This window comes from Agromyces intestinalis (genome assembly GCF_008365295.1).
Classification (GTDB): domain Bacteria; phylum Actinomycetota; class Actinomycetes; order Actinomycetales; family Microbacteriaceae; genus Agromyces; species Agromyces intestinalis.
Genome location: NZ_CP043505.1, coordinates 2,593,475 through 2,617,751, shown reverse-complemented (window position 1 = coordinate 2,617,751; position 24,277 = coordinate 2,593,475). Strand labels below are relative to the sequence as shown.

At 70.7% G+C, this 24,277-nt stretch carries 17 protein-coding genes; 4 read left to right on the top strand and 13 right to left on the bottom strand.

The window, feature by feature from the left end:
- Positions 1 to 57: 57 nt before the first annotated feature.
- The 6 genes from FLP10_RS11865 to FLP10_RS17610 all read right to left on the bottom strand — a co-directional run bounded on the left by FLP10_RS11865 (position 58) and on the right by FLP10_RS17610 (position 10,826).
- Complete coding sequence (locus FLP10_RS11865) at positions 58 to 1,086, bottom strand: glycosyltransferase family 2 protein (protein WP_246150376.1); 1,029 nt, start codon at positions 1,084 to 1,086, stop codon at positions 58 to 60.
- 2 nt (positions 1,087 to 1,088) lie between these two features.
- A complete protein-coding gene (locus FLP10_RS11860; RefSeq protein ID WP_149161053.1) occupies positions 1,089 to 2,579 on the bottom strand; it encodes a lipopolysaccharide biosynthesis protein in 1,491 nt (496 codons plus the stop codon).
- Positions 2,576 to 3,742: a DegT/DnrJ/EryC1/StrS family aminotransferase gene (locus FLP10_RS11855; protein ID WP_149161052.1), complete on the bottom strand. Its 1,167-nt coding sequence runs from the start codon at positions 3,740 to 3,742 to the stop codon at positions 2,576 to 2,578. The genes FLP10_RS11860 and FLP10_RS11855 overlap by 4 nt, the downstream gene beginning before the upstream one ends.
- Before the next feature lie 23 nt (positions 3,743 to 3,765).
- On the bottom strand, positions 3,766 to 5,403 hold the full coding sequence (locus FLP10_RS11850) for a glycosyltransferase family protein (RefSeq protein WP_149161051.1): 1,638 nt from the start codon (positions 5,401 to 5,403) through the stop codon (positions 3,766 to 3,768).
- Positions 5,400 to 6,455, bottom strand: a complete 1,056-nt coding sequence (locus tag FLP10_RS11845; RefSeq protein WP_149161050.1) for a Gfo/Idh/MocA family protein — start codon at positions 6,453 to 6,455, stop codon at positions 5,400 to 5,402. Before FLP10_RS11845 ends, FLP10_RS11850 begins: the two co-directional genes overlap by 4 nt.
- Positions 6,456 to 6,650: 195 nt before the next feature.
- Positions 6,651 to 10,826 (bottom strand): beta-xylosidase family glycoside hydrolase, encoded by a 4,176-nt coding sequence (locus tag FLP10_RS17610; protein ID WP_149161049.1) that lies wholly within the window; start codon positions 10,824 to 10,826, stop codon positions 6,651 to 6,653.
- A 37-nt stretch (positions 10,827 to 10,863) separates the two neighbouring features.
- On the opposite strand from FLP10_RS17610, the gene FLP10_RS11835 reads away from it, so the two are divergent.
- From FLP10_RS11835 to FLP10_RS11820, 4 genes are all read left to right on the top strand, one after another.
- The gene (locus tag FLP10_RS11835; protein ID WP_149161048.1) at positions 10,864 to 11,883 is read left to right on the top strand and encodes a malate dehydrogenase; all 1,020 of its coding nucleotides are present in this window, start codon (positions 10,864 to 10,866) and stop codon (positions 11,881 to 11,883) included.
- Positions 11,884 to 11,998: 115 nt separating this feature from the next.
- Entirely contained in the window at positions 11,999 to 13,129 is a 1,131-nt protein-coding gene (sfnG, locus tag FLP10_RS11830) for a dimethylsulfone monooxygenase SfnG (RefSeq protein WP_149161047.1), read from the top strand.
- Between the two features lie 108 nt (positions 13,130 to 13,237).
- Positions 13,238 to 14,482: an acyl-CoA dehydrogenase family protein gene (locus tag FLP10_RS11825; RefSeq protein WP_149161046.1), complete on the top strand. Its 1,245-nt coding sequence runs from the start codon at positions 13,238 to 13,240 to the stop codon at positions 14,480 to 14,482.
- Positions 14,483 to 14,535: 53 nt separating this feature from the next.
- A complete protein-coding gene (locus FLP10_RS11820; RefSeq protein WP_149161045.1) occupies positions 14,536 to 14,709 on the top strand; it encodes an HPP family protein in 174 nt (57 codons plus the stop codon).
- A gap of 123 nt (positions 14,710 to 14,832) precedes the next feature.
- Here FLP10_RS11820 and FLP10_RS11815 read toward each other — a convergent pair whose 3' ends face one another.
- The 7 genes from FLP10_RS11815 to FLP10_RS11785 all read right to left on the bottom strand — a co-directional run bounded on the left by FLP10_RS11815 (position 14,833) and on the right by FLP10_RS11785 (position 24,256).
- A complete protein-coding gene (locus tag FLP10_RS11815; protein WP_149161044.1) occupies positions 14,833 to 16,932 on the bottom strand; it encodes an acyl-CoA dehydrogenase family protein in 2,100 nt (699 codons plus the stop codon).
- A gap of 203 nt (positions 16,933 to 17,135) precedes the next feature.
- Positions 17,136 to 17,546 carry a DUF7144 family membrane protein gene (locus FLP10_RS11810; RefSeq protein ID WP_149161043.1) on the bottom strand — a complete coding sequence of 137 codons (411 nt, stop codon included), beginning with the start codon at positions 17,544 to 17,546 and terminating at the stop codon, positions 17,136 to 17,138.
- Positions 17,547 to 17,669: 123 nt separating this feature from the next.
- Positions 17,670 to 19,694 carry a DNA helicase RecQ gene (recQ, locus tag FLP10_RS11805; protein WP_246150009.1) on the bottom strand — a complete coding sequence of 675 codons (2,025 nt, stop codon included), beginning with the start codon at positions 19,692 to 19,694 and terminating at the stop codon, positions 17,670 to 17,672.
- A 148-nt stretch (positions 19,695 to 19,842) separates the two neighbouring features.
- A complete protein-coding gene (locus FLP10_RS17745; RefSeq protein ID WP_149161042.1) occupies positions 19,843 to 20,460 on the bottom strand; it encodes a copper resistance CopC family protein in 618 nt (205 codons plus the stop codon).
- A complete protein-coding gene (locus FLP10_RS11795) occupies positions 20,460 to 21,197 on the bottom strand; it encodes a YcnI family copper-binding membrane protein (RefSeq protein ID WP_149161041.1) in 738 nt (245 codons plus the stop codon). Before FLP10_RS11795 ends, FLP10_RS17745 begins: the two co-directional genes overlap by 1 nt.
- An 88-nt stretch (positions 21,198 to 21,285) precedes the next feature.
- Positions 21,286 to 21,909, bottom strand: a complete 624-nt coding sequence (locus tag FLP10_RS11790; protein ID WP_149161040.1) for a hypothetical protein — start codon at positions 21,907 to 21,909, stop codon at positions 21,286 to 21,288.
- A 91-nt stretch (positions 21,910 to 22,000) separates the two neighbouring features.
- A complete protein-coding gene (locus tag FLP10_RS11785) occupies positions 22,001 to 24,256 on the bottom strand; it encodes a 5'-nucleotidase C-terminal domain-containing protein (protein ID WP_149161039.1) in 2,256 nt (751 codons plus the stop codon).
- Between the last annotated feature and the right edge of the window lie 21 nt (positions 24,257 to 24,277).

Sequence of the window (24,277 nt, the reverse complement as noted above, 5' to 3'; positions counted from 1 at the left end):
CCGTCGACACCGTCCGATGATGCGGCGACGGCCGTCGCGCGGCCGAGGTCGATGCGCTCATATGCCGTGCCTCCGCCATCTCCGCCAACGCAGCCGATCCTCCAGCTGACGATAGTGCCGACCGAGCACCGTCGGGCTCGACGACAGGGTCGTCCTCCGGCCCACACCCGGCGCTCGCTCGAGATCCCGGGCAACCTCCGAGAACTTCGCGGCGGCGTCCGCCCCGCCCGACGGTCGCTCCGCAGCGCGGGCGCCGAGGCGCCTGGCGTCGCGCGCGAGCGACGAGAGCGCGACGGCGTGCAGTTTTCCGTGGTCTCTGAGCCGCGGACCGCACTCCTCGAAGAACATCGTCACCGCTGCGACACGCGCCTCGAGATCCGAGAGCTCGATGTCGTCGGCCGATCTCTGGAAGCTCTTGTCGTGCACCCGGTAGAGGCCCTGCGTCGCACCATCCACCCTGCCGATCGCGCCCATCGTCGCCAGCCGCAACCACCAGTTGTAGTCCTCGGCCCAGCGCAGCTGCGGGCGATATCCGCCCGATTCCACGACCGCGGTGCGGCGCACGACGACCTCGGGCTGCATGATGACGTTGTGGCCGCGCCGCAGCACCCGTTCGATCCAGTCCCGGCCCTCCCAGATCGTCCAACCGGAGACGGAGGTCGGCACGTCCGCCGGCGGGGTGCCGCGGAACTCCTGCGGGTACCCGTAGCACAGCACCGCCGAGGGATACGCGGTCAGCAGTGCGGTCGATCGCGCGAGCGACCCGGGAGTCAGCAGGTCGTCGGCGTCCAGTTTGACGACGAACTCGCCCGTCGCCAGCCCCAGCGCCTCGTTCGCGGTCTCGACATGGCCCAGATTGCGCGCGTGCCGAACGAGACGGACTCGCGGATCCCGGGTCGCAATGCGCTCCGCGACTGCGACGCTGTCGTCGGAGGACGCGTCGTCGAGGATCACGACGTCGAGGTCCACGCCCTCTTGAGCGAGCACGGAGCCGACCGAGTCTTCCAGGTACCGGGCGTAGTTGTAGCACGGGATCACCACCGAGACGCGAGGCTCGATGCCCGCGGGCAACGGTCGCGGAAGCATCCTCACGACTCCTTCCTCGTTCGGGCGATCCGGCGCAGCAGCGCGCTCGTGAGCCGTGCGAGCTCGGCCCACGCGACGGGCAATGTCAGCCGAACGAGCGGCACGTACACCACGACGACGGTGACACCGAGCAGCAGCACGGTGACCCAGTCCGGCAGCCCGGCCGTGAGCATCCCCACGCCGATCGCTGCCGCCGCCGCGCACAGCGCCGGCAGGCTCACTCGCACGAGCGGACCCGCGATCCGCTGCCACTGCGTCTCGAGCACCCGCCCGACGAGAATCCATCGCGCCGCGGTGGCGGCTGCGGCCACGCAGAGGAAGCCGATGGTCACCGCGAGCAGACCGTACGGGGCGACCAGGAAGGTGACGAGGATGGTGACGGCGTCGACGACGAGCGCGTAGCAGAACCACAAGCCGGGTCGACCCACCCCGTAGAGCAGCCCCTGGTCGAGGGCGTTCAGGGTGAGGATTCCGGCGACCGCGAGTGCTTGGGCGGGCGCGACGCTCGGACCCCACTGATCACCGAAGAACACGGGAATGAGAGCCGGAGCCCCGACCGCGATCACCAGCATGATCGGGGTGACGGCCGCGTACGACACCGCCTGTGCGCGGAGATACCCGGATCGGAGCCGGTCGACCGATTCGCGCACCTGCGCGAACACCACGACCGACACCGGGACGAGCGCGCTCACCGTGAGGTCCTGGGCGATCTGGATGAGGCGCTGCGCGATGGCGAGATAGCCCAGTCCGGTGGTGCCGAGGGCGGAGACGATGATGGCGTTCTCGAGCCACACCCGCGACAGCGCAACGAGTTCGACACCGATGACCTTCGCTCCGAATCGCAGCATGCGGTCGAGTTCCGCCCCCGAGAAGGCGAAGGCCGGCCGCCACCCCGATGCGATCCAGGCGAGCGTGGTTGCGACGGCCTGATAGGCGAGGGTCTGGGCGACGAGGGCCCACACTCCGAGCCCCATGAGCGCGATCGCGATCGCGATCGCCTGTCCGACTGCGCCGGCGACGACGGCCTGGACGGCGATGGCGCGGAACCGCATCTCGCGTCGCAGCCGGGCGAGCGGCACCGATCCCAGCGTCACGAGAAGTGCCGCCGGGGCGAGGCCGTAGATCACCGGCACGACTTCGGGGGTGTCGAGGACGAGACCGACGAGCGGGGCGACGAGCACGAGCAATCCGCCGAGCACGATGCCGACGACCGCGGAGAACCAGAACGCCGTGCTGTACGACCGTGCGGTCGGCCGGTCCGCCTGTACGAGATAGGTGGAGAACCCGAGATCCGACAGGAGCTGGACGAGTGGGAGCAGGGACAGCGCGATCGCGACCACACCGAAGTCGGCCGGCGCCAGCAGCCTCGTCAGGATCGCGACCGTGACGAAGCCGGTCACCCGGATGACCCACTTCTGCGCTACACCCCACGCGACACCGGACGCCGCGCGCCCTGCGAGGTCGCGCTCAGGCTGCGCAGTCCGCTCGCTCACGTCGCTGCTGCCCCTGCCGAGGTGAGATCGCGCAGGACCTCCGCGACCCGTTCCTGCTGCGCGGAGGACAGGTGCGGAGACATCGGCAGCGACAGGATCCGGCTGCTGCTGGCCTCGGCGATCGGGAACTGTCCCTCCCGGTACCCGAGGTCGCGGTAGGCACCGGTGAGGTGGAGCGGAACCGGGTAGTGGATGGCCGCGCCGATGCCTGCCGCTGCGAGGCCGTCGAGCACGCGGTCGCGTTCGTCGACGCGGACGACGTAGAGATGCCAGACATCGGTGTTGCCGGGCCGGGAGACCGGAATCCGCACGCCGGGCGCATCCGCGAGGAGTTCGGCGTACCGTGCCGCCGCGGCACGACGGTTCGCGTTCCATCCGTCCAAGCGGCGCAGTTTCGCGCGGAGCACGGTCGCCTGCACGGAGTCGAGGCGCGAATTGCCGCCGACCCGATCGTGCACGTACTTCACCCTGCTGCCGTGCGAACCCAGCTCGCGCACGACACCGGCCACCGCCGCATCGTTCGTGAGCACTGCGCCCGCGTCACCGGCCGCACCGAGGTTCTTGCCGGGGTAGAAGCTCGTCGCGGCGACCCGGCCCAGCGCGCCCGCCCGCCCGGCCGCAGACGAGGCTCCCTGCGACTGCGCGGCGTCCTCGACCACAATGAGGTCGTGGCGTCGGGCGATGGACTCGATCGCCTCCACCGGAGCGGTCTGCCCGTACAGGTGAACGGGGATCACCACACGCGTGCGTTCGGAGACCGCCGCATCGACCGCCCGCGGATCGATGAGGAGGTGCTCGTCATCGACGTCGACGAACACCGGCGTCGCGCCGACGCGGCTGACCGCCTCGGCGGTGGCGATGAACGTGTTGACCGGGAGGATGACCTCATCTCCCCTGCCGACGCCGACGGCTCGGAGCGCGAGCTCGATCGCGTCGGTTCCGTTGCCGACGCCGATGCAGTGCTCGACACCGATGTACTCGGCGTACTCGCGCTCGAAGGCCGCGACCTCGACCCCGCCGATGAACGAGGCCGTCACGAGCTGCTGCTGCCAGGTCGCCAGCACCTCGTCGGCGACCTCGGCCTGCTGAGCGGCGAGGTCCAGGAACGGCACCGGCCCCGGGTCGGCGGCGGTGTCTTCGGTTGCGCGGAGGGTATCGGTCATGTTCTGCATCGTCTCGTCAGGGCTCACGGCGCGGCGGGAAGGAGGAGTCGGTCGACGTTGCGGGGCGACCACCCGACGATCGAGTCGAGCTTTCGGACGGCCCTCGCGGTCACGGTGCGCATCCGCATCGCGCGTCGATCCCGCTCATCGAGCCGGGCGATCGCACCATGCAGCGACCACAGCAACGGTGACCGTTGCTCGATCGCGAGGATCGCGAGGCTGTAATCGGCGAGCTCGTCACTCGCAGGCGGAGCGGGCGTCTCGCCGATCGTGCGGCCGGCCGCGGAGAGCTCGTCGAGTCGCGTGTACAGGGCCTCGAGTCGATCGAGCCAGGATCCGTCCGTCGTGAGCTGGTCGAACACCCCCCGGGCGGCGGCACCGCGCGCGCGACGAAGCCCGTCGTCGCCCACCAGGTCGGTGAGGCGGCGTTGGAAGGTCGCGAGGTCGTCGGGTCGGTCGAGGTCGTCAGCGACGAAATCGGCGATGCCGAGGGCCTTGCGCAACCCGTGGTGCCCGTCGAAGGTGAGCACGGGCAGATTCGCCGACGACGCCTCGAGCAATGAGGTGAGCGACGAGAACGGGAACGTGTCGAGGTAGAGATCCGCCGCATTCAGGCACGCCTGCGGGTCGGGAAGCGGGCCGGTCAAGCGAATCCGGCCCGGATATCGTGCGAGCAGACCCGGCCAGGGCGAGTCGTCGGGGCCGGGGCCGACCGCGCAGTACACGAGTCGCGGGTTCCGGTCGAGCGCTTCGGCGATCAGGTCGGCGAACCTCGGTTCGAGCGGGGTGTCCTCGAACTTCACCGCACGGGCCACCGACACGGCGACGACGTCGGCATCGGCGAACCCGAGTCTCGCCCTGGCTTCGTCACGGAGTCCGCTCGCCGCGGCCCCGGGTACGAGCAACGGGAGCCGGTGCCGTGCAGCGGTGCCGTAGCCGCGTCCGAACTCGGTGAGCACGGCACCGGCCTCGCGGAAGTCGACCACCAGGCTCGCCCCCGTCGGTGCGAGCCAGAAGAGGTGGTCGGAATGGTTGAACAGCGCGACGGGTGCACCTCGGTAGCCGGCCCCGAAGGCGAGCGCTGGAACAGGGTCGCCGGGGTGCAGGTGGCAGATGACGAAGTCCGCTTCCTCGCCGAGCCTGCGCAGCTCGGCCGCCTGCGCGATGGCGTCTCCGAGACCGAACGCTGCCGTCACTCCGCCCGACGCGGCGACGGCCGCGACGAGCGGCTCGACCACCTCGGACTGCAGTGTGACGACGATCGACGATGTGCTCGCGGTGTCGTGGCGGATCCAGCGTTCTGCGAGTCGCGTGAGTCCGCCGATCGATCGAGCTTCACTCACGACGTGCAGCACACGTCGAGGCGGTGCCGACTCGCCGGTGGCGGACCGGCGCCGTTCGCGGGGCGAGGGGCGCAGCGCACGGGCGGCGATCTGATCGACCACCGCTTCGAGACGGTCGCTTCGGAGCACGCCCACCGGATTCGTCATCGCGAAACTCGCCGCGACACGCACCCATTCGACGGCGGACTCGAGCCGATCGTCGGATGCTCTGCCACTTGCGATGTCGATCAGACGATCGAAGATCCCTCGGTTGAGCTCGAGCGTCTCGGCTCCGAGATCGGCCGCGCGTTCAGACCGATGCGACCGTGTCGCGGTCATCTGGGCTCTCCGGCGTACGCGTTCAGCCGCTCCTGGGCGGTTCCGGTCTGCAGGCTCTGGGACGCGGCTTCGAGCACCGACAGCACGCGCAGCCCGGACTGGCCGTCGGTGCGCGGCGGGCGGCCCGTCGTGATCGCCTCGGCGAACTCGTCGACCATCGCGGCCAGCGCCTCGCGCTCCTGCAGCGCGGGCGACCAGGTGTCGCCGAGCCGGTAGGAGATGAGGGCCGACGCCCGATCGATGCCGTCGAGGGCTTGGATATCGAGATCGACGCCACGGTCGTAGACGCTGACCCGCTGCTGGGGGCTGAGATCGTCCCACACGACCGTGCGCCGCGACCCGCCGATGACGAGCTGACGGATCTTCGTGGGGCTGAGCCAGTTCACGTGAGCGTGGCCGATGGCCCCGCCGGGGAACATCATCGACAGGTATCCGATGCAGGCCTTACCCGCGCTGAGCGGGTCCGCCCCGACGGCGGTGACGCTCTCCGGCACGAGGCCTCCCGGCAGCAGGAAGTCCATGATCGACAGGTCGTGCGGGGCGAGGTCCCAGAAGACGTCGACATCGGGCTGGATGATACCGAGATTGATGCGTACGGAGTCGATGTAGAGGATGTCCCCGAGGTGGCCCTCGGCGATGAGTTCCCTCATCTTGAGTACCGCGGGCGTGTAGCAGTACGTGTGGTCGGTCATGAGCACGAGTCCGGCGGCATCGGCCGCCGCGACCATCTCACGAGCGCGCTGCGTGCCGTCGGCGATCGGCTTCTCGACCACGACATGCTTGCCGGCCGCGATGGCGGCCATTGCGATGGGGTGATGCGTGCGTGCCGGCGTGGCGATCGCAACGGCGTCGATCGCCGGGTCGGCGAGCACGTCGTCGAGCGAGGCGGTCACCCGCACACCGCCGAGCCGGGCCGCGAGCGCGGACGCACGATCCAGATCGAGGTCGCAGATCGCCTCGAGCCGCCAATCGGGGCTGTACTGGAAGTTGCGGGCGAGGTTCGGGCCCCAGTAGCCGGCGCCGATCACGGCGACGCCGAGGGTTCTGGTCATGGGTGGTCTCTTCCCCTGCGTGGGTAGTCGGGTCTGCAGCGAGGGTCGCGGCCGCGGATCGAGGTCGAATAGGGATCGATCTCGCTGACTCGCGTGTCGGGTGGGGTGCGTCGGATGATGACGTTGACTCACTGTCGCACACGGCCCTCGGGCGGTCATCCCCCAGAATGGGGTCCCCCCGCTCGGGGGGAACGCTCACTCGGCAGTGGTCACGCTCGCCGATCGGATCACGGCAGCGACGGAACCGCCCTCGGATGCACCGACGATGATGCCCAGACGCGGCGCGGCGAACGTCGCGGTAGTCGATCCGAGCGAAGTCCAGGTCGCACCGTCGTCGATGGAGTAGGAACCCTCGATCGTCGAGCCCAGGCGAACGAGCTGCAGCACCATCGTCGTGGCCGACGAGGCCGCCTGGCCCGGCGCGGTCGCGACACCGTCGCGCTCCGACACCATGACGAAGCCGGATCCGCCTCGTCCCGAGTTGAAGTTCCTCGTGACCTGCACGTAGTCGTCGTCGGAGTCGTAGACGACGACCCCGGCCTGCTGGAAGTTGGTGCCCGGGTCGAACTGCAACGAGAGCCGAACGCTCGCCCAGTCGGCCGGGAGCTCACGGAAGAGACTGTTCCTCGTGCTGTTCAGCCCTTCCCAGAGGTCACCCGGTCCGGCGGGAATCGCGAGCCCGGCCGGTGAGTACACGATGCTCTCACCGGCGAGCTGCTCCGTGTCACGGACCGTGCCCGACGAGGTCCGTGCCAGGAAGTCCCAGCCGTCGCCGACGAGCGCTGCGCGATCGGCGTAGTCGAAGTCGAACCTGGTCGTCGGCGTCGGCGTCGGCGTCGGCTCGGGCTCCGGCGTCGGCTCGGGCTCCGGCGTCGGCTCGGGCTCGGGCGTCGGCGTCGGCTCCGGGGTCGGCTCGGGCGTCGGCGTCGGCGTCGGCTCCGGCGTCGGCTCCGGTTGCGGCTCAGGTTGCGGCTCAGGTTGCGGTTCCGGTGTCGGCTCGGGCGTCGGCTCCGGTTGCGGCTCGGGCGTCGGCGTCGAGGACGCCGCCCGCACGACCGCGTCGCGGACGAGCGCCGACGCACCGCCGACGGCACCTCCGACGACGATGCCGAGACGCGGGTGCTCGATCTCGCCCTCGAGCGTGCCGACGGGGTTCCAGGTGGCGCCGTCGTTCGTGGAGTACGAACTCGTGATGAGCCCGCCGTTGCGGTCGAGCCGCAGGCGCATCGAGGTGGGTGCGACATACGCCCGCGCCGCGTCGACCGCCGAGCCGCCCGACTCCCCGATGAACGCGATCGACTGCCCACCAACCCACGGATTGAACACCCGGGTGATCTGAACGTAGTCGTCGTCGGACCCGTACACCACGAGTCCCGCCTGCTGGAGCGACTGGAGCGGTGCGAAGTCGAGCGCGAGTTCGAGGCTCGTCCAGTCGTCGGGCACGTCGCGGAACACACTGTTCCGGGTGTTGTTCAGTCCCTCCCAGAGGTCGCCCGAATCAACCGGGATCCGCAGCCCCTGCGCGGAGTACTCCACCACCGCCCCCGACGTCTGTTCGGTGTCGCGCGCGGCACCCGACCGGGTGCGCGCGGTGAAGTCCCACCCATCTGCGAGCAGCGCCGAGCGGTCGGCGTAGTCGAACGAGAACCTGTGCTCCGTCGGCTCCGTCGGGTCGGTCGGATCCGTCGGATCCGTCGGGTCGGTCGGGTCCGTCGGGTCGGTCGGATCCGTCGGATCCGTCGGGTCGGTTGGATCGGTCGGATCCGTGGGATTCCCGGGCGTTCCCGCGGTCACGATGGCGCGATGAATCGTCGCGACCGGGAAGCCGCCCGCCGAGGCACCCACGACGATGCCCAGTCGCGGGGAGGCGATGCTGCGCACGGCGACGCCGACCGGGATCCAGGTGGCGCCATCGTCGACCGAGAACGAACCGGTGATGACCAGTCCGTCGCGCTGCAGCCGCAGGTCGACCTCGGTGTCGCTGAGCAGGGCGGGTGCGCCCTCGCTCGCCGCGCCGGCGGTCTCGCTGATGAACGCGGTCGACTGGCCGCCCATGCCGGAGTTGTAATTGCGCGTGACCTGCACGTAGTCGTCGTCATCGCCGTACACCACGAGCCCGGCCTGCTGGAAGTCGGCTGTCGGCGCGAACTCGAGCGACACCTCGACCTGCGTCCAGTCTTCGGGGAGGTCGCGGAAGAGACTGTTGCGGGTGTCGTTGAGCTCCTGCCAGAGATCGCCGGCATCCGCCGGGATCCGCAGCCCCGACGAGGAGTACGACACGGTCGCGCCCGAGGTCTGCTCGGTATTGCGCACCGCGCCGGTGCGCGTCTCGGCGAGGAAGTCCCAGCCGTCCGCGAGCAGTTCTCCGCGGTTCGCATAGTCGAACGCGAACGCCTGCGCCGTGTTGTCGGACACACGGAGCGTGACGGGGATGGACTTGGGCGTCGCACCGGGAGCGCTGACCGTGACGGCGGCGGTGTGGGTGCCGGGCGGCAGCGACGCACTGTCGGCGTGGACGGTGAGCGTGCCGGATCCCGTGCCGCTGGCCGGGGTGACCGACAGCCACTCGGCGCCGGCACCCGTGACGGCGGCGTTCCACGAGAGGGTGCCGGCTCCGGCGTTGGCGAGTTCGACGGTCAGGTCGTCGACCGGCTGGCCGGTGGTCGCCGAGAAGGACAACGCCGCCGGCGCGGCCGAGATCACCGGCGGAACGACATCCGAGAGGCCGATCTCGGCGTGCTGTGTCGCGAGCGTCACGGGCGCCGAGAAGTACACGGACTTGCCCCCGCCCTCGATTCGCACCTCGAACGGCAGATCGACTCCGCCCACGCGCACGTGCGACACCCAGGGCGCGGTGCTCACGTCGACCTTGAACGTCACCTCGTCGGCCGCGTGGATGGTCGACTCGAAGTCGCGCAGCGGGGAGGTCGGCAGTCCGATGCGCGAGAAGTCGAAGCCGAGCGTGTCGGCGGTCGCCGTGGGGGACGTGATGACCGTGCGATCGCGTTGCAGGATGTAGTTCACGACGGTGCCGATCGGCGCCACCCACACATCCTTCGTCGTGGCGTACCGGATCGCACCGTCGTCGTTGGTGAAGTCGTGCAGCACGAGGTTCGCCCAGCCGCCCTGCTGCTCCGCCGCATCGACGATCGACTTCAGGTCGGCGGGCGGCACCGGCTCGTGCTCGTGCGAGTTGAACGACTTCAGGTTCATGAAGTCGAACGGCGTCGCGCTCTCGAGCTGGTTGATGTTGTAGCCACGCGCGGAGGTGAAGTAGCGCGCCGCGACCACGCCGTACTCGAGCGAGCGGAACCCGCACGGCCAGACGAGGGTGGCGACGTCGTCGAGCGTCCCGGTCGCGATCGCCACCCCGGCGACGTTCCGCTCGATCTCGTCGCGCAACGTGGGCCCGTCGACGGGCGTGCAGTAATGGCTGACGAGGTGCGACCCGAGTTCCATTCCCGAAGCGTGCATGTCCGCATACTCGGGCGGGGGCGTGGTGCCGTTCATGACGAACGTTCCGCCGACCCCGTTCGACACGAGCTCGGCGTACCCGCTCAGACGGCTGTCATCGGTCGACGAGCTGAACGCCCCGCGATGACCGTCCTTCCAAGTCGTCGTGGTCACGAACGACGCCGGATTGATGACGGCACTCACCGCCACCGTCTGCGGCGAGCCTGAGGCACCGGCGGCGGTGAAGGTGACGGTCGCGTGGTGCACGCCGACGGGAAGCCCAGCGCAGTCGGCGGTCGCCGTCGGTTGCGACGGCGTGGTGCCCGTGGACTGGGACAGGTGGACCCAGGCAGCATTCGCCGAGGCGTTCCACGCGTACTCGGGGCCGTTCCATGTGACGATCGAGAGCCCCTGCGGTGTATCGCAGCCCTGCCCCTGGGTGGCCCGGAAGACGACCTGCGAGGGGGTCGCGGCGATCGAGCGCGGCAACTCGGGCATGGCGAGCGCGGCGGGGCGGAGCAGGCCGGGGACGGGTGCCGGCGCACCACCGCGACCGGGCGTCTCCGAGAGGTCGGGCCGCAGATCGACGCGGTTCGAGATCGGCTCGCTGCGCGGATCGGCATGCGGTGCGCTCGAACCCGTGAACGCGGGCACGGCGATCAGGGTGGCCGACAGCGCCGCCACCGCGACCAGGACGATCCACTTGTTGCGATCGGACCCGGTGCGTGCACCGGTCCGGAACCATCGATCGATGACCGTTCTCCTCGGCTCTCGGGTAGCGCCTCTCGGCTGCCGACAGGGCATGCCGACCCGGGTGTGCGCACGCCGCTGATCGGAGAATATCCGTGTTGATCCGTGCGTCGCTCGCCCCAGATCGAGGGCCGTCGCTGCGCGCGGCCGGCCGATCATCGCACTCATCCGGCCTCCGCCCGCACCCCGGGCGTATCCTCCCGGTATGGCTGCTGCGACGACACCCGTCACGATCACCATCACCGGCGCGGGGGGCCAGATCGGCTACGCCCTGCTGTTCCGCATCGCGTCGGGCGCGATGCTCGGCGACGACGTGCCGGTGCGGCTGCGGCTGCTCGAGATCCCGCAGGGGCTGCGTGCGGCCGAGGGCGCGGCGCTCGAGCTGCAGGATGCCGCGTTCCCGCTGCTTCGCGGCGTCGAGGTGACCGACGACACCGCGGTCGGGTTCGAGGGCGCGAACCTCGCGCTGCTGGTCGGCGCGCGGCCGCGCGGCCCCGGCATGGAGCGCGGCGACCTGCTCGCCGCGAACGGCGGCATCTTCGGCCCGCAGGGCCGGGCGATCAACGACCACGCGGCCGACGACGTGCGGGTCGTGGTGGTCGGCAACCCGGCGAACACGAACGCGCTCATCGCGCAGGCGAACGCGCCGGATGTCCCGGCCGAGCGTTTCACCGCCCTCACCCGCCTCGACCACAACCGGGCGCTCGGTCAGCTCGCGGCCGCGGTCGACAGCCCGGTCGGCGAGATCCGGGATGTCACGATCTGGGGCAATCACTCCGCGACCCAGTTCCCGGATGTCTCGCATGCGACCGCGGCCGGAGACCCGGTGCTCGGCGTGCTCGCGGCACGGCTGGGCGGCACCGACGCCGCGCGCGAGTGGCTCGTCGACGAGTTCATCCCGCGGGTCGCCAAGCGCGGCGCCGAGATCATCGAGGTGCGCGGTTCGTCGTCGGTCGCCTCGGCGGCGTCGGCGACGATCGATCACGTGCGCGACTGGGTGCGCGGCACGGGCGAGCGCGGGTGGACGAGCGCGGCGGTGGTGTCGGATGGCTCGTACGGCGTGCCCGAGGGCCTCGTGTCGTCGTTCCCGGTGACGAGTGACGGCAGCGGCTGGCAGATCGTGCCGGGGCTCGAGCTCGACGAGTTCGCGCGGCACCGGATCGAGGCATCCGTCGCCGAACTCGAGAGCGAGCGCGAGGCAGTGCGCGAACTCGGCCTGGTCTGAACACCCCGACACATCCCGCAACGAAGGGTCATCCTCGGCAACAACGCTGGCCCGCGGCATCCGCCCCCGCCTAGCGTGACCGGCATCCGCATCGATCCGCCGTGAGGAGCCGACCGTGTCGCAGAACAGCCTGATCCACGAGCCGCTGAAGTTCGCCTACTGGGTGCCGAACGTGAGCGGCGGGCTCGTGGTGTCGAACATCGAGCAGCGCACCGACTGGTCGTACGACTACAACGTGCGACTCGCGCAGACCGCCGAGCGCGTCGGCTTCGAGTACGCGCTCTCGCAGGTGCGCTATCTGTCGAGCTACGGGGCCGCGCAGCAGCACGAGTCGACGTCGATCTCGCTCGCGCTGCTGCTCGCGACCGAGAAGCTCAAGGTCATCGCGGCCGTGCACCCCGGGCTCTGGGAGCCGGCCGTGCTCGCGAAGTTCATCCTCACCGCCGACCAGTTCTCGAAGGGCCGCGCCGCGGTCAACGTGGTCAGCGGCTGGTTCAAGGACGAATACACGAAGCTCGCCCTGCCGTGGCTCGAGCACGACGAGCGCTACCGTCGCTCGGCCGAATTCATCGAGGTGCTGCGAGGGCTCTGGACGCAGGAGAACTTCGAGTTCGCGGGCGACTTCTACCGCGTCAACGACTTCACCCTGCGGCCCGGGCCGTACCCGGTTGAGGGCCGGCCGCACCCCGAGATCTTCCAGGGCGGCAACTCGACCGCTGCGCGGTTCAACGGCGGCGCGCACGCCGACTGGTACTTCTCGAACGGCAAGGACTTCGACGGGTTCACCGAGCAGTACGACGACGTCACCCGCATCGCCGCCGAGCACGGACGCACCGTGCGGTTCGGCCTCAACGGGTTCGCGATCGTGCGCGATACCGAAGCCGAGGCGCGCGAGCAGCTGCGCGAGATCATCGCCCAGGCCGACGAGGCGTCGGTCGAGGGGTTCCGCCGCTCGGTGCAGCAGGCCGGCCCCTCCACGCACGACAAGAAGGGCATGTGGGCCGACTCGACCTTCGAAGACCTGGTGCAGTACAACGACGGGTTCCGCACGCAGCTCATCGGCGAGCCCGAGCAGGTCGCACGCCGCATCATCGCGTACAAGCAGCGCGGGGTGAACCTCGTCCTCCTCGGGTTCCTGCACTTCATCGAGGAGGTCGAGCGGTTCGGCACCGAGGTCATTCCGATCGTGCGCGAACTCGAGGCCGAGCTCGATCGCACGGGGGCCGTCGACCCGGTCGCCGTCTGAGCGCGTCGGCGAGGCGAGCCGCGCCTCGCCGCAGACGTCCCGGCGTCGACGGCTGGACCCCGTCGGCGCAGGGCGAATCCACTGATCAGCGACACCGAAAGGACGATCATGACTCTGACATCAGCGACGCCCGACGTCGTCACCGACCGTTGGCGAGGCGCGGCCCGACCACAGACTAGCGCCGAGTGGCTGGTGCGTGCCGAGGAGGTCTCCGACATCCTGTCCGCCGACGCGGTCGAACGCGACCGAGCCGGCGGCGCCCCGCGGGCGGAGGTCGAGCTGCTGAAGGCGTCAGGCCTCGTGACGCTGCTCGGCCCCGTCGAGCACGGCGGCGGCGGGCAGCGATGGGAGACCGCGTACCGCGTGATCCGCATCATCGCCCGCGGCGACGGCTCGATCGGCCAGCTCCTCGGCTACCACTACCTCTGGGCGTGGGCGGCCCGTCTCGTCGCCACCGACGAGCAGATCGCCGCGGTCGAAGAGGCGTACACCGCCGGCAACCTGCTCTTCGGCGGCGCGGTCAACCCGCGCGATGCCGACCTCGTCATCACCGAAGACGGCGACGAGCTCGTGTTCAACGGGCGAAAGTCGTTCTCGACCGGCGGCGTGGTCTCCGACCTGACGGTGCTCGAGGGCGTGCTCGACGGCACCGACACCCACATCTTCGCGATCGTGCCCACCGACCAGGAGGGCATCGTGTTCGCGCACGACTGGGACAATCTGGGGCAGCGCCTCACCGAGTCGGGCGCGGTCGAGATCCGCGATGTGCGGGTGCCGTGGTCGCAGGCCGCGGGCTTCGTCGACCGCGAGTTCGTGCCGCTGGTCTACAACACCTGGAACGTGCCCGCGATCCAGCTCGTGTTCGCGAACTTCTACCTCGGCATCGCCGAGGGGGCGCTGCGGACCGCGGCCGGGTACACCCGATCGCACACCCGGGCGTGGCCGTACGGCGGCGATGACAAGCCGCGAGCCACCGAGGAGTGGTACATCCTCGAGGGGTACGGGCAGCTGCAGTCCAAGCTCTGGGCCGATGCGACGCTCATCGACCAGGTGGGCGCCGAGATCAGCGCCGAACTGCACGCCCCGCGCGAGGAGACCACCCCGTTCCGTCGAGGCGAGCTCGCAGTGCGCATCGCCGCGGCGAAGCTGCGCATCGTCGAAGACGGCCTCGAGACGGCGACGAAGATCTACGAGCTCACCGGCGCGCGGGCGAGCGCGAACTCGGTCGGCCTCGACATCTTCTGGCGCAACCTGCGCACGCACAGCCTGCACGACCCGATCCCGTACAAGAAGCGCGAGGTCGGCGTCTACGCACTGCTCGGCGAGCTGCCCGAACCCACCTGGTACACCTGAGCGCGGGAACCGGGCCGGGGTCGTCGGCCCCGACGATCTGCGAGGCTGGGGGCATGGCACGCGAACCCATGTCCCCGGCCCGGCGCCGGCAGCTCATCGTCGGTCTCGTCGTCGGCCTGCTCGTCGGTGTCGGCATCAGCCTGTGGACGGGCTTCTGGCTGTGGCTCGCCGCGGGTGCGGCCGTCGGCCTCGCTGTCGGGGCGATCGTGAAGCCGCCCGGCGAGTAGCGCACCCCGGCGAGCCGCAACCCGGCGACTCGCAACCCGGCGACTCGCACACCCCTGCCCGCCGCGCAGACCGAACGGGCCGCCGCCCCCGGAGGGACGACGGCCCGCGCTGCGGAGCATCCGCTACTTCTTCTTGGCCTTCTTCGCCAGGGTCTTCTCGTGCACCGGCGCCTCGCCCGACGCGCGCTGCGCGTCGAAGTACGCGCGCGCCTCGTCCTGGCGCTGCTGCTCGGCGCCGCTGGCGATCTTCGCGCGCAGGTGCTCGTCGCCGTACCCGAACGCGTGCACGAGGTCGAGCGCGTACGGGCGCAGGCGCTCGATGAGCCGATCGATGTAGGCCGTCACCGACTGCGCGCGCTGCGGCGAGAGCCGGCCGTGGATGAGGTACCACTCGAGGTGCTTCTCGATGAGGCCGAGACCGAACAGGTCGCGTACCCAGGTCAGCACCTGCTTGGTGCCCGCATCGGCGGTGTGCTCGACGCCGCGGGTGAACGCCTCCCACTGCAGCAGCTCAGCGTGCGCGCGAGCGGCCTCGATGAGCTCGTTCTGGTTGCGGTTGAACACCGCGGCCGCGTCGGCCTTCGGCAGCTTGCGCGCCTCGTTGAGGCGGCCCGCGATCTCGGCGATCATCGTCTCGACGCGATCGGTGAGCAGGTCGTGCTGCGCCTTCTCGTCACGCAGGCCCGACACCGAGCGCGCCGTCGAGCCGAGGTCGGCGAGGTTCTGGCCGAGCCGGCGAAGCCCGGTGCCGTGCAGCGCCTTGCCTGCGGTCTGGCCGACGGCGTAGCGGGCGAGCGCGCCGAAGCCGGCGCCCTTGAACTGCTTCGAGTAGTCGGTGAGCAGTCGCTTGGCGACCAGCTGCAGCAGCACGTTGTTGTCGCCCTCGAAGGTGACGTAGACGTCGAGGTCCTGGCGGAGGCCGACGATGCGGTTCTCGGCGAGGAAGCCCGCGCCGCCGCACGCCTCGCGTGCCTCCTGCAGGGTGTCGAGCGCGTGCCACGTCGAGAGCGGCTTCAGTGCGGCGGCGATCGTCTCGAGGTCTTCGCGATCCTCGTCGGAGGCCGCCTTGCCGCTGAACACGGCGTCGAACTTCACGAGGAACTCGTCATGCGCGAAGGTCTGCGCGTACACCGTCGCGAGCCGCGGGATGAGGCGGCGCTGGTGCCGGCCGTAGTCGAGCAGCACCTCCTCCTCGGTCTCGCTCGCGCCGGTGAACTGGCGGCGCTGGGTCGCGTAGGTGATCGCGATCGTGAGCGCCATCGCCGCAGCGGCGGTGGCGGCCCCGTCGAGCGACACCCGGCCCTGCACGAGCGTGCCGAGCATGGTGAAGAAGCGACGGCCGGGGCTCTGGATCGGGCTCGAGTAGGTGCCGTCGGCCGCGACGTCGCCGTAGCGGTTCAGCAGGTAGTCGCGCGGGATGCGCACGCCCGTGAAGTGCAGCCGCCCGTTGTCGATGCCGTTCAGGCCGCCCTTCAGCCCGTCGTCCTCGCCGCCGATGCCGGGAAGGAAGTTCCCCTCGTCGTCGCGCAGGTGGATGTAGAACGCGTGCACGCCGTGGTTCACGCCCTTGGTGATGAGCTGGGCGAAGACGACCGCGTCCTTGCCGTGCAGGGCGGCGTTGCCGAGGTAGTCCTTCCACGCGCCGCGGAACGGCGTGTTGATCACGAACTCCTCGGTGGCCTCGTCGTAGGTGGCGGTCGTGGCGATCGACGCGACATCCGACCCGTGGCCGGTCTCGGTCATCGCGAACGCGCCCGGCACCTCGAGCGACATGATCTTCGGCAGGAACCGCTCGTGGTGGCTCGTCGTGCCGAGGTGCAGCACCGCGGCGCCGAACAGCCCCCACTGCACGCCCGACTTGATCTGCAGGCTCGGGTCGGCGATCACGAGCTCTTCGAACGCGGCGATGTTGCCGCCGTGGTCGTCGGCGCCGCCGAGCTCCTTCGGGAACGCTCGGTGCACAGCGCCCGTGTCGACCAGCAGCTGGAGCTGCGCGAGCACGCGCTCGCGGTGCTCGGCCATGCTCTGCCCCTCGATGCGCTGGAACTCGGGCTGCGCGGCGCGCTCGCGCGCCTCGAGGCGGATGTCGGCCCAGGTGCCGAGCAGCTGGCGGCCCAGCGCTTCGACGTCGACCTTCGGGCGATCGGATGCCTCGGAATCCGGGCGTGCCGGCTTCGGTGCCGTGGGGCGCTGATCGGTCGTGCTGGGTGCGGTGTCAACCATCGTCGGTGCCGTCCTTCTCGATCGAATGAAGACTGCCTCCCACGGTACGGCGAGGGCGCCGCACCCCTGAAACGGTGCGTGAGCGGCCTACAAACCCTGCTTCGGGCACCCCGAACGACGTTGTCCGCACTCTACAAGTCGGCATGCCCGACTCGGTCGAGTCCCCACAACGGAGGACCGAGGCATCCGAAGCCCGTCGTCGCTCAGCTGCGGAAGAACTCGCTCGCTTTGCGGCTCCAGAGCAGCAGCAGCACGATGAGCGAGAAGAAGATGCCGAGCCACTCCCAGATCACCTCGGGGCGATTGCCGTAGTACGCGAACACGAGGAACAGTCCGCCGATGATCGACAGCACCTCGACGACCGTCACGATCAGGCGCGCCGCCGAATTGCCGTTCAGCAGGCCGCCCGCCACCAGCACCACGATGAGGCCGACGATGATCGACGCGATCGCGGCAGTCAGCAGCCCGCCCGTGCCTTGGAACTGGTCGACGACGGCCTGCACCGGCAGCAGGAACAGCAACAGGATGCCCGAGATGAGGTCGAGCGCCCCCGAGATCCATGCCAGTACCGCCACGACGGTGACACCCGTCGGTCGAATCGCCCTGTCGGCCATGTGCCCCTCATCCCCTCGACGCGCCACCCCTCGCGACGCTCCCCTGTGGTGATCGTAGCGCGGCAGGGCGTCAGTTCGCGGGGACGCGTCAGTTCGCGGGGACGCGTCAGTTCGGGGCGCGCGTCAGTTCGCGGCGACCACCGCGACGAGCGCCTCGCCGTACTGCTCGAGCTTCTTCGCGCCGATGCCCGAGATGCCGTCGAGTTCGGCGACGCTCGCGGGCCGTGCGACCGCGACCGCCCGCAGCGTCGCATCGCCGAACACGATGTACGCGGGCACCCCCTGGTCGCGCGCCTCGCCCGCGCGCCATGCGCGGAGCGCCTCGAAGAGCTCGGCCTGCGCGGGCTCGAGATCGGATGCCGCGGGCGCGGCCCGCTTCGCCTGCGCGCGGGGAGCGCGCTCGGGTTCGGTGCGCAGCTGCACGGTGCGCTCGCCCGCGAGCACGCCGCCGGATGCCTCGGTGAGTCCGAGCACACCGTACTCGCCGTGCGACTGCAGCAGGCCCTGGGCGAGCAGTTGCCGCACGATGCCACGCCACTGCTGGTCGCTGAGATCGTCGCCGATGCCCCACGTCGACAGCGAATCATGCCCGTACTGGTCGACCCTCGGGGTGCGCTTGCCGCGAAGGATGTCGATGAGGTGACCGGCGCCGTAGCGCTGCCGGCGTTCGCGCTCGAGCCGCACGATCGTCGAGAGCAGCTTCTGCGCCGGAACCGTGCCGTCCCAGGCGGCGGGCGGCTCGAGACAGGTGTCGCAGTTGCCGCACGGGTCGCTTCGCTGCCCGAAGTACGCGAGCAGATTCTGCCGGCGGCACTGCACGGTCTCGCAGAGCGCGAGCATCGCGTCGAGGTGGGCGCTCAGCCGCCGGCGGTGGGCGAGATCGCCCGGGCTCTCGTCGATCATGCGACGCTGCTGCACGACGTCGTGCAGGCCGTAGGCGAGCCACGCGGTCGACGGCAGACCGTCGCGACCGGCACGCCCCGTCTCCTGGTAGTAGCCCTCGACCGACTTCGGCAGGTCGACGTGCGCGACGAACCGCACGTCGGGCTTGTCGATGCCCATGCCGAACGCGATGGTCGCCACGACCACGACCCCGTCTTCACGGAGGAAGCGCTCTTGCGTGCGGCGCCTGACATCGGCGTCGAGGCCCGCGTGGTACGGCATCGCGTCGATGCCGTTCTGCACGAGGAAGGCTGCGATCTTCTCGGTCGACGCCCGCGAGAGTGCGTAGACGATGCCGGCGGCCGGACGGCCCTCGCCATCCACCCCCTCGGCGCGGATGAACTGCAGGAGCTGCTTGCGCACCTCGTTCTTCGGCGCGATGCGGTACTGGATGTTCGGCCGGTCGAAACTCGCCACGAAGTGCCTCGCGCCGCCGAGAGACAATCGCTCGGTGATCTCGCGATGGGTCGCCTCGGTGGCCGTCGCGGTGAGCGCGATGCGCGGCACGCCGGGCCAGCGCTCGGCGAGCTCGGAGAGGGCCAGGTAGTCGGGCCGGAAGTCGTGACCCCACTGCGCCACGCAGTGCGCCTCGTCGATGGCGAACAGCGCGATCGTGCCCCGCTCGAGGAACCGCTTCACCGCCTCGGAGTTCAACCGCTCGGGCGCGAGGTACAGCAGGTCGAGCTCACCCGCGAGGTACGCCCGCTCGACCTGCGCGCGCTCGGCGGCGCTCTGGCTCGAATTCAGGTAGCCCGCGCGAACGCCGTTGCGCACGAGCGCGTCGACCTGGTCGTGCATGAGCGCGATGAGCGGCGACACCACGACGCCGGTGCCCTCGCGCAACAGCGCCGGGATCTGGTAGCAGAGGCTCTTGCCACCGCCGGTCGGCATGAGCACGACCGCATCGCCGCCGCCCGCGACCTGGTCGATGATCTCGGCCTGGTCGCCGCGGAATGCGTCGTACCCGAACACGGTGTGCAAGGCATCGAGCGCGGTGGCGAACCGGACGGGAGCAGCGCGCAGCATCGCTGGCGCGGTGGGCGTCGCGCCGGATGCCACGGCGCCCGTCGCGGGCGCGGCGGCCCCGCCGAACCGGTCGGAGTCGGGCGGCAGCCACGCCTCGTCGTCGTCGGGAGGGGTGAGCGCGTCGGGATCGAACGGGATGTCGTCGGGCTCCCACGCCGGCTCGTACGCGCTGCGGTTCACCCGCTCGACCCTACCCGCCACCTCCGACGCCGGGTGCAGGTCTCCACACCCGTCCGCCCCCGCCGCGCCCGCTGGTCGAGTAGCGAGCGCCAGCGAGCGTATCGAGACCCGGTGACGCGCCTTCCGGGGTCTCGATACGCGCTTCGCGCTACTCGGCCGGCGGCGTGCGGCGCGGCCGTGCGACGAGCCAGGTCGCGACGCCGGCGGCGATGACGAGCACCGCCGCCGCGCCGATCCAGAGCGCGTCGGCGGGCAACGCCGGCGACCCGCCATCCGAGTCGGCCGGGACATCCGTCGCCTCGCCCGAGGTCACGAGCTCGGTGCACGCCGGTTCGGCCGCGCCGTCGGCGAGCACCTCGCCCTCGGCCGGAGCCCATTCGAACGCGAACTCCCCCGCGATCGGGTGCCCGTCGGCCGACACCACGCGCCACTCCACCGTGTACTCGCCGGCTCCGCCGAGCGCGACCGGCACCGAGGCATCCGACCCGGCGATCGTCGCACACGCCGTCGCGTAGTGGAGCCCGTCGGGGCCGACCACGTCGATCACGTTGCCCGACCCGAGGTCGAGCAACTCGTCGCTCGTGGTCAGCGACACCTCGCCGGGCTGCGCCGTCACGGTCGCGCCCTCGGCGGGCGAGGTCGACGTAATCGAGTTGTGCGCCGCGGCCGGCGCAGCCGGAACGACCGCGAGCAGGGCCGCCGTACACACCGCCGCACCGGCGGCCGCGAAACCGGCAGCCCGCCGGAGCTTCACCCGGGCGGACATCAGGCCCGCTTCCCCGCCCGAGCCGCGATCGCCAGCACGATGCCGACCACACCGACCACGAGCCCGCCGATGCCCAACACTCGGGCGAGCACGTCGGGCTCGGATGCGGCGGGCTGCGAGGCATCCGTCGACGCAGCCGCGTCGCCGGACGCATCGTGGCCGTCGTGGCCGCCCGATGCGGTCGAGGCGCCGTGCTCATCGGCGGCCGCCTCGGTCACCGCGATCGTCGGAGCCGGCGACTCGGGCTCGGCGCCGTCGTCGGTCGGCAGGTCGGCCCAGTTCGTCTCGCCTTCGACGCAGGTCTGCAGCACGGGGAACGCGAGCGTCGTGCCCGCCGCGTCGTCGGGCGTGCGCACCTGCACCTCGATGGTGTCGCGGTAGCCGTCGGGCAGCGGCGTCTCGGCGGTGTAGACGACCTGGCCCACCCGCTCGGTGACGGTGTCGCCGTGGGCGCCCTCGGCGGGCTCGTCGAGCGGCACCATGACCTTCTCGACGGTCCAGCCGGGCTTCACGGTCGGGGTGACCGACAGCACGTTCTCGGGGATGTCGACGGTGAGGGCGGTGGTCGGCGAGCCGTCGCAGCCGTGCCCGACCGAGAAGGTGAGCACGGCGGAGGCGCCGGCGGGCGCGTCGCCCGGCGTGACGGTGACGTGGGCCGATGCGGCGAGCGGTACGGCGGCGAGGGCGAACAGGGCGCCGGCGCCGAGGCCGGCGGCGGTGAGTCGCGCGATGCGCATGATGGAGGATTCCTTCGTCGATTCGTTCGCGCGGGCGCGTGAGCGCGCCCGGCGGATGGGATGGGGTGAGCCGATGCGTGGTCGCGCGTCAGCGCGCGACGGATGCCACGGGCGGGCCCCGGTATCGAAGGGAGTCGACGAGACGGAGGACGAGGGGCGCGGCGAACGATCGCTCGACGCGCAGGCGCGGTGCCGAGGGCAGGTCGACCAGCGGGACGCGCACGCGCGACAGGCGAGCGAGGATGCCTCGCACGAGTCGGCCGAACGCGTCGAACACGTCGTCGGCGACGACGAGGAACCCGACGGTGAGCGCGGCCGCCGCGAGGTGCGTGAACGGCATCGCGCCGCCGCCGTGGTCGACGAGGGCCATCGGATCGGGCACCGGGATCGTGCCGCCGGAGGCGGAGTGGCCGGCGTGCGACAGGTGCGGGGCGGATGCGCCGAGGCCCGAGGCATCCGCACCGCCGATGCCGATCGCGTAGACGACGTGCAGCAGCGCCTGGGTGACCATCGCCGAGATCGCGATCGCGCTTACGCGTGCGCGGGCACCCGCCAGCAGCATGGCCAGCGGCGCCGAGAACGCGAGTGCCAGCGCGACGGCGACGGGGCCGGGCGCCGACCCGCCGCCGACGGTATGGGCGAGCGCGGCGACGAACGTCGCGAACGCGGCCACGGCCGCGCCGCGCATCGCCCGAGCGCCGCGAGTTCTCACCGTGCCAGCGTACCCGCGGGCGCCGGACGCGGCGGACGGCCGACCGGGATGCCCCGGCCGACCGTCCGTCGCGTACCCGACGGCAGCTCGACTACTTCAGCACCACCACCGGTGCCGAGAACGACGTGTCGTCGCCGTAGCCCGGCCCGCCGTCGAACACCGCCTTCAGCACGTGCACGCCGCGGCTCAGCTTGCCGACCGGCACGGTGAATGCGCCGCGCGACGAAGCCGTGACCTGCACCGAGCCCACCGCCTTCGATCCCTCGTACACGGTGACCGTGCCGACCGGGCGGCTCAGGTCGTGCGCGATGACGACCCCGACGTACGAGACCGCCTTCGACGACGTCGTGATGATCGGGCTCGGCAGGCCGACCACCGTGACGGCGACCGGCTTCGCGTTGATCGTGATCGGCAGCGTCGCGGTCGAGCCGGTGCCCGGCACGCTCACGGTGAGCTGCTGCACGCCGTACACGCCCGCCGGGATCGGCGCCGTGATCGACGCCCGCCCGAACTCGTCGTTCAGCCGCACCAGCGAGGTGTCGATCGCGCTGCGGCCGAGTTCCTTCCCGCCGATCGACACGACGACCTCGCCGCCGGTCGGGTTGGCCGAGAAGTCGAGCGACGACAGGTCGACGGTGAGCGAGTCGCCCGCGTCGTAACCGTCGGCGTCGGGCGCCGACAGGTGGACGCCCACCGACCGCTGCACCGGGTCGGGGCTTCCGGTCTGGAACTCGGTGAACCAGTCGACCATCGACTGCAGATCGATCTTGCCGCTGTCGCGTCGGTCGGTGCCCTGGCCGAGTGTGAAGAAGTTGTCTCCACCCGCGGCGAGGAACGAGTTCGCCACCACCCGGTACGTCGCCGCCGGATCGATCGGCACCCCGTGGAGCGCGATGCCCGTGATGCGCTGACCTTCCGGCAGTGTCGGATCGAACGTGTACGTCAGCCCCTGATTCACGCCCAGCTTCAGGAACGGGCGGCTCGAGCCAGCCGGCTGCCACTGCTCCTCGAGCACCTGCTTCACCTGCGCGCCCGTGAGGGTCTGCGTGAACAGGCTGTTCGCGAACGGCTGCACGTTGGCCGCCTCGCGATACGTGACGACGCCGTCGGGTGCGTACGCGATGTTCGTGCGCAGACCGCCCGGGTTCATGAACGCGATGTCGACCGCGGCATCCTGGTTCGCCGACCAGTACTGCACGTCGGCGACGAAGTTGCCGAGCGTCGACTCGGCGCCGCGGTTCTCGACGGCCGGCTTGCTCGGGTCGACCTCGCCGTTCGCATCCACGTCGGGCTGCAGGCCGCGCGCCAGATCGGCAGTGACCGAGCCCAGCGGCACCGCGCCGCGAACATCGGCCTCGGCGAGATAGGGCGCGAGCAGGTCGGTGACGGCCTGGTCGGGCACATCACGGTAGGTGAAGTTGCTCGTACCGGGGATCGGCGTCGAGGCATCGATCACCTCGTTGTCCATCGACACGATCGAATCGGTGTCGGTGTCGTACACGATCTCCATGTTGCTGAACTTCTCGCCGTACTGTCCGCTCGAGATCACCGGCCGGCCGTTGATCACATGGTTGTAGGCGAGGTGCGTGTGACCCGAGACGATCGCATCGACGCTGTCATCGACGCCCAGCACGACCTGGCCGAACGGGGAGTCGGGGTCGGTGGCCGATGCCTCGGCAGTGGTCGCGGCGCCCTCGTGGATGAGCAGCACCACAATGTCGGCACCGCCCTGCTCGAGCCGGTCGGCGGCGGCATTCACCGAGTCGACGATGTCGCGCACCTCGAGCTCGGCGATGCCCGCGGGGCTGACCAGCGACGGCAGCTCCTCGGTGACGGCGCCGACGAAGCCGACCTGCACGCCGCCGACCGTCGTCGTCCACGACTCGGCGAGGGCCGTGTCATCCGTGCCCTCGTAGAACACGTTCGCGGCGATGTACTCCCAGTTCGCCCGGTCTTGCACGTCGGTGCGCAGCGTCTCCCAGCCGCGGTCGAACTCGTGGTTGCCCGCCGCGCTCACGTCGAGCCCCGCCGCATTCAGCGCGTCGATGGTGGGCAGCTCGTCGAGGATGAACGACTCGAACGTCGAGGCCCCGATGAGGTCGCCGGCGGCGGCGAAGATCGTGTTCGGGTTCTGGGCACGGATGCCGTTGACGGCGGTCGCCAGTGCGGCCGCGCCGGTCGAAGCGCCGTCGCGCTTGATGCGGCCGTGGAAGTCGTTGACGGTGACCAGGTTGATGGTCACGTCGTCTTCGGCGAAGGCAGGTGCCGGGCCGAGCAGCCCGATGGCGACGAATCCCGCGGTGGCCAATGCCGCCGTCGAGAGCCCCCGAATGGTGCGTCGATGCATGTCTCTCCTCCCCTGAGACCC

What these genes read in the sequence shown, in the direction of transcription:
- FLP10_RS11785 (WP_149161039.1), bottom strand. Translation starts at nt 24,256, where the DNA reads ATGCATCGACGCACCATTCGGGGGCTCTCGACGGCGGCATTGGCCACC.
- FLP10_RS17745 (WP_149161042.1), bottom strand. Translation starts at nt 20,460, where the DNA reads ATGTCCGCCCGGGTGAAGCTCCGGCGGGCTGCCGGTTTCGCGGCCGCC.
- FLP10_RS11865 (WP_246150376.1), bottom strand. Translation starts at nt 1,086, where the DNA reads ATGCTTCCGCGACCGTTGCCCGCGGGCATCGAGCCTCGCGTCTCGGTG.
- FLP10_RS11845 (WP_149161050.1), bottom strand. Translation starts at nt 6,455, where the DNA reads ATGACCAGAACCCTCGGCGTCGCCGTGATCGGCGCCGGCTACTGGGGC.
- FLP10_RS11825 (WP_149161046.1), top strand. Translation starts at nt 13,238, where the DNA reads ATGACTCTGACATCAGCGACGCCCGACGTCGTCACCGACCGTTGGCGA.
- FLP10_RS11850 (WP_149161051.1), bottom strand. Translation starts at nt 5,403, where the DNA reads ATGACCGCGACACGGTCGCATCGGTCTGAACGCGCGGCCGATCTCGGA.
- FLP10_RS17610 (WP_149161049.1), bottom strand. Translation starts at nt 10,826, where the DNA reads ATGAGTGCGATGATCGGCCGGCCGCGCGCAGCGACGGCCCTCGATCTG.
- FLP10_RS11820 (WP_149161045.1), top strand. Translation starts at nt 14,536, where the DNA reads ATGGCACGCGAACCCATGTCCCCGGCCCGGCGCCGGCAGCTCATCGTC.
- FLP10_RS11795 (WP_149161041.1), bottom strand. Translation starts at nt 21,197, where the DNA reads ATGCGCATCGCGCGACTCACCGCCGCCGGCCTCGGCGCCGGCGCCCTG.
- FLP10_RS11810 (WP_149161043.1), bottom strand. Translation starts at nt 17,546, where the DNA reads ATGGCCGACAGGGCGATTCGACCGACGGGTGTCACCGTCGTGGCGGTA.
- FLP10_RS11815 (WP_149161044.1), bottom strand. Translation starts at nt 16,932, where the DNA reads ATGGTTGACACCGCACCCAGCACGACCGATCAGCGCCCCACGGCACCG.
- FLP10_RS11855 (WP_149161052.1), bottom strand. Translation starts at nt 3,742, where the DNA reads ATGACCGATACCCTCCGCGCAACCGAAGACACCGCCGCCGACCCGGGG.
- FLP10_RS11835 (WP_149161048.1), top strand. Translation starts at nt 10,864, where the DNA reads ATGGCTGCTGCGACGACACCCGTCACGATCACCATCACCGGCGCGGGG.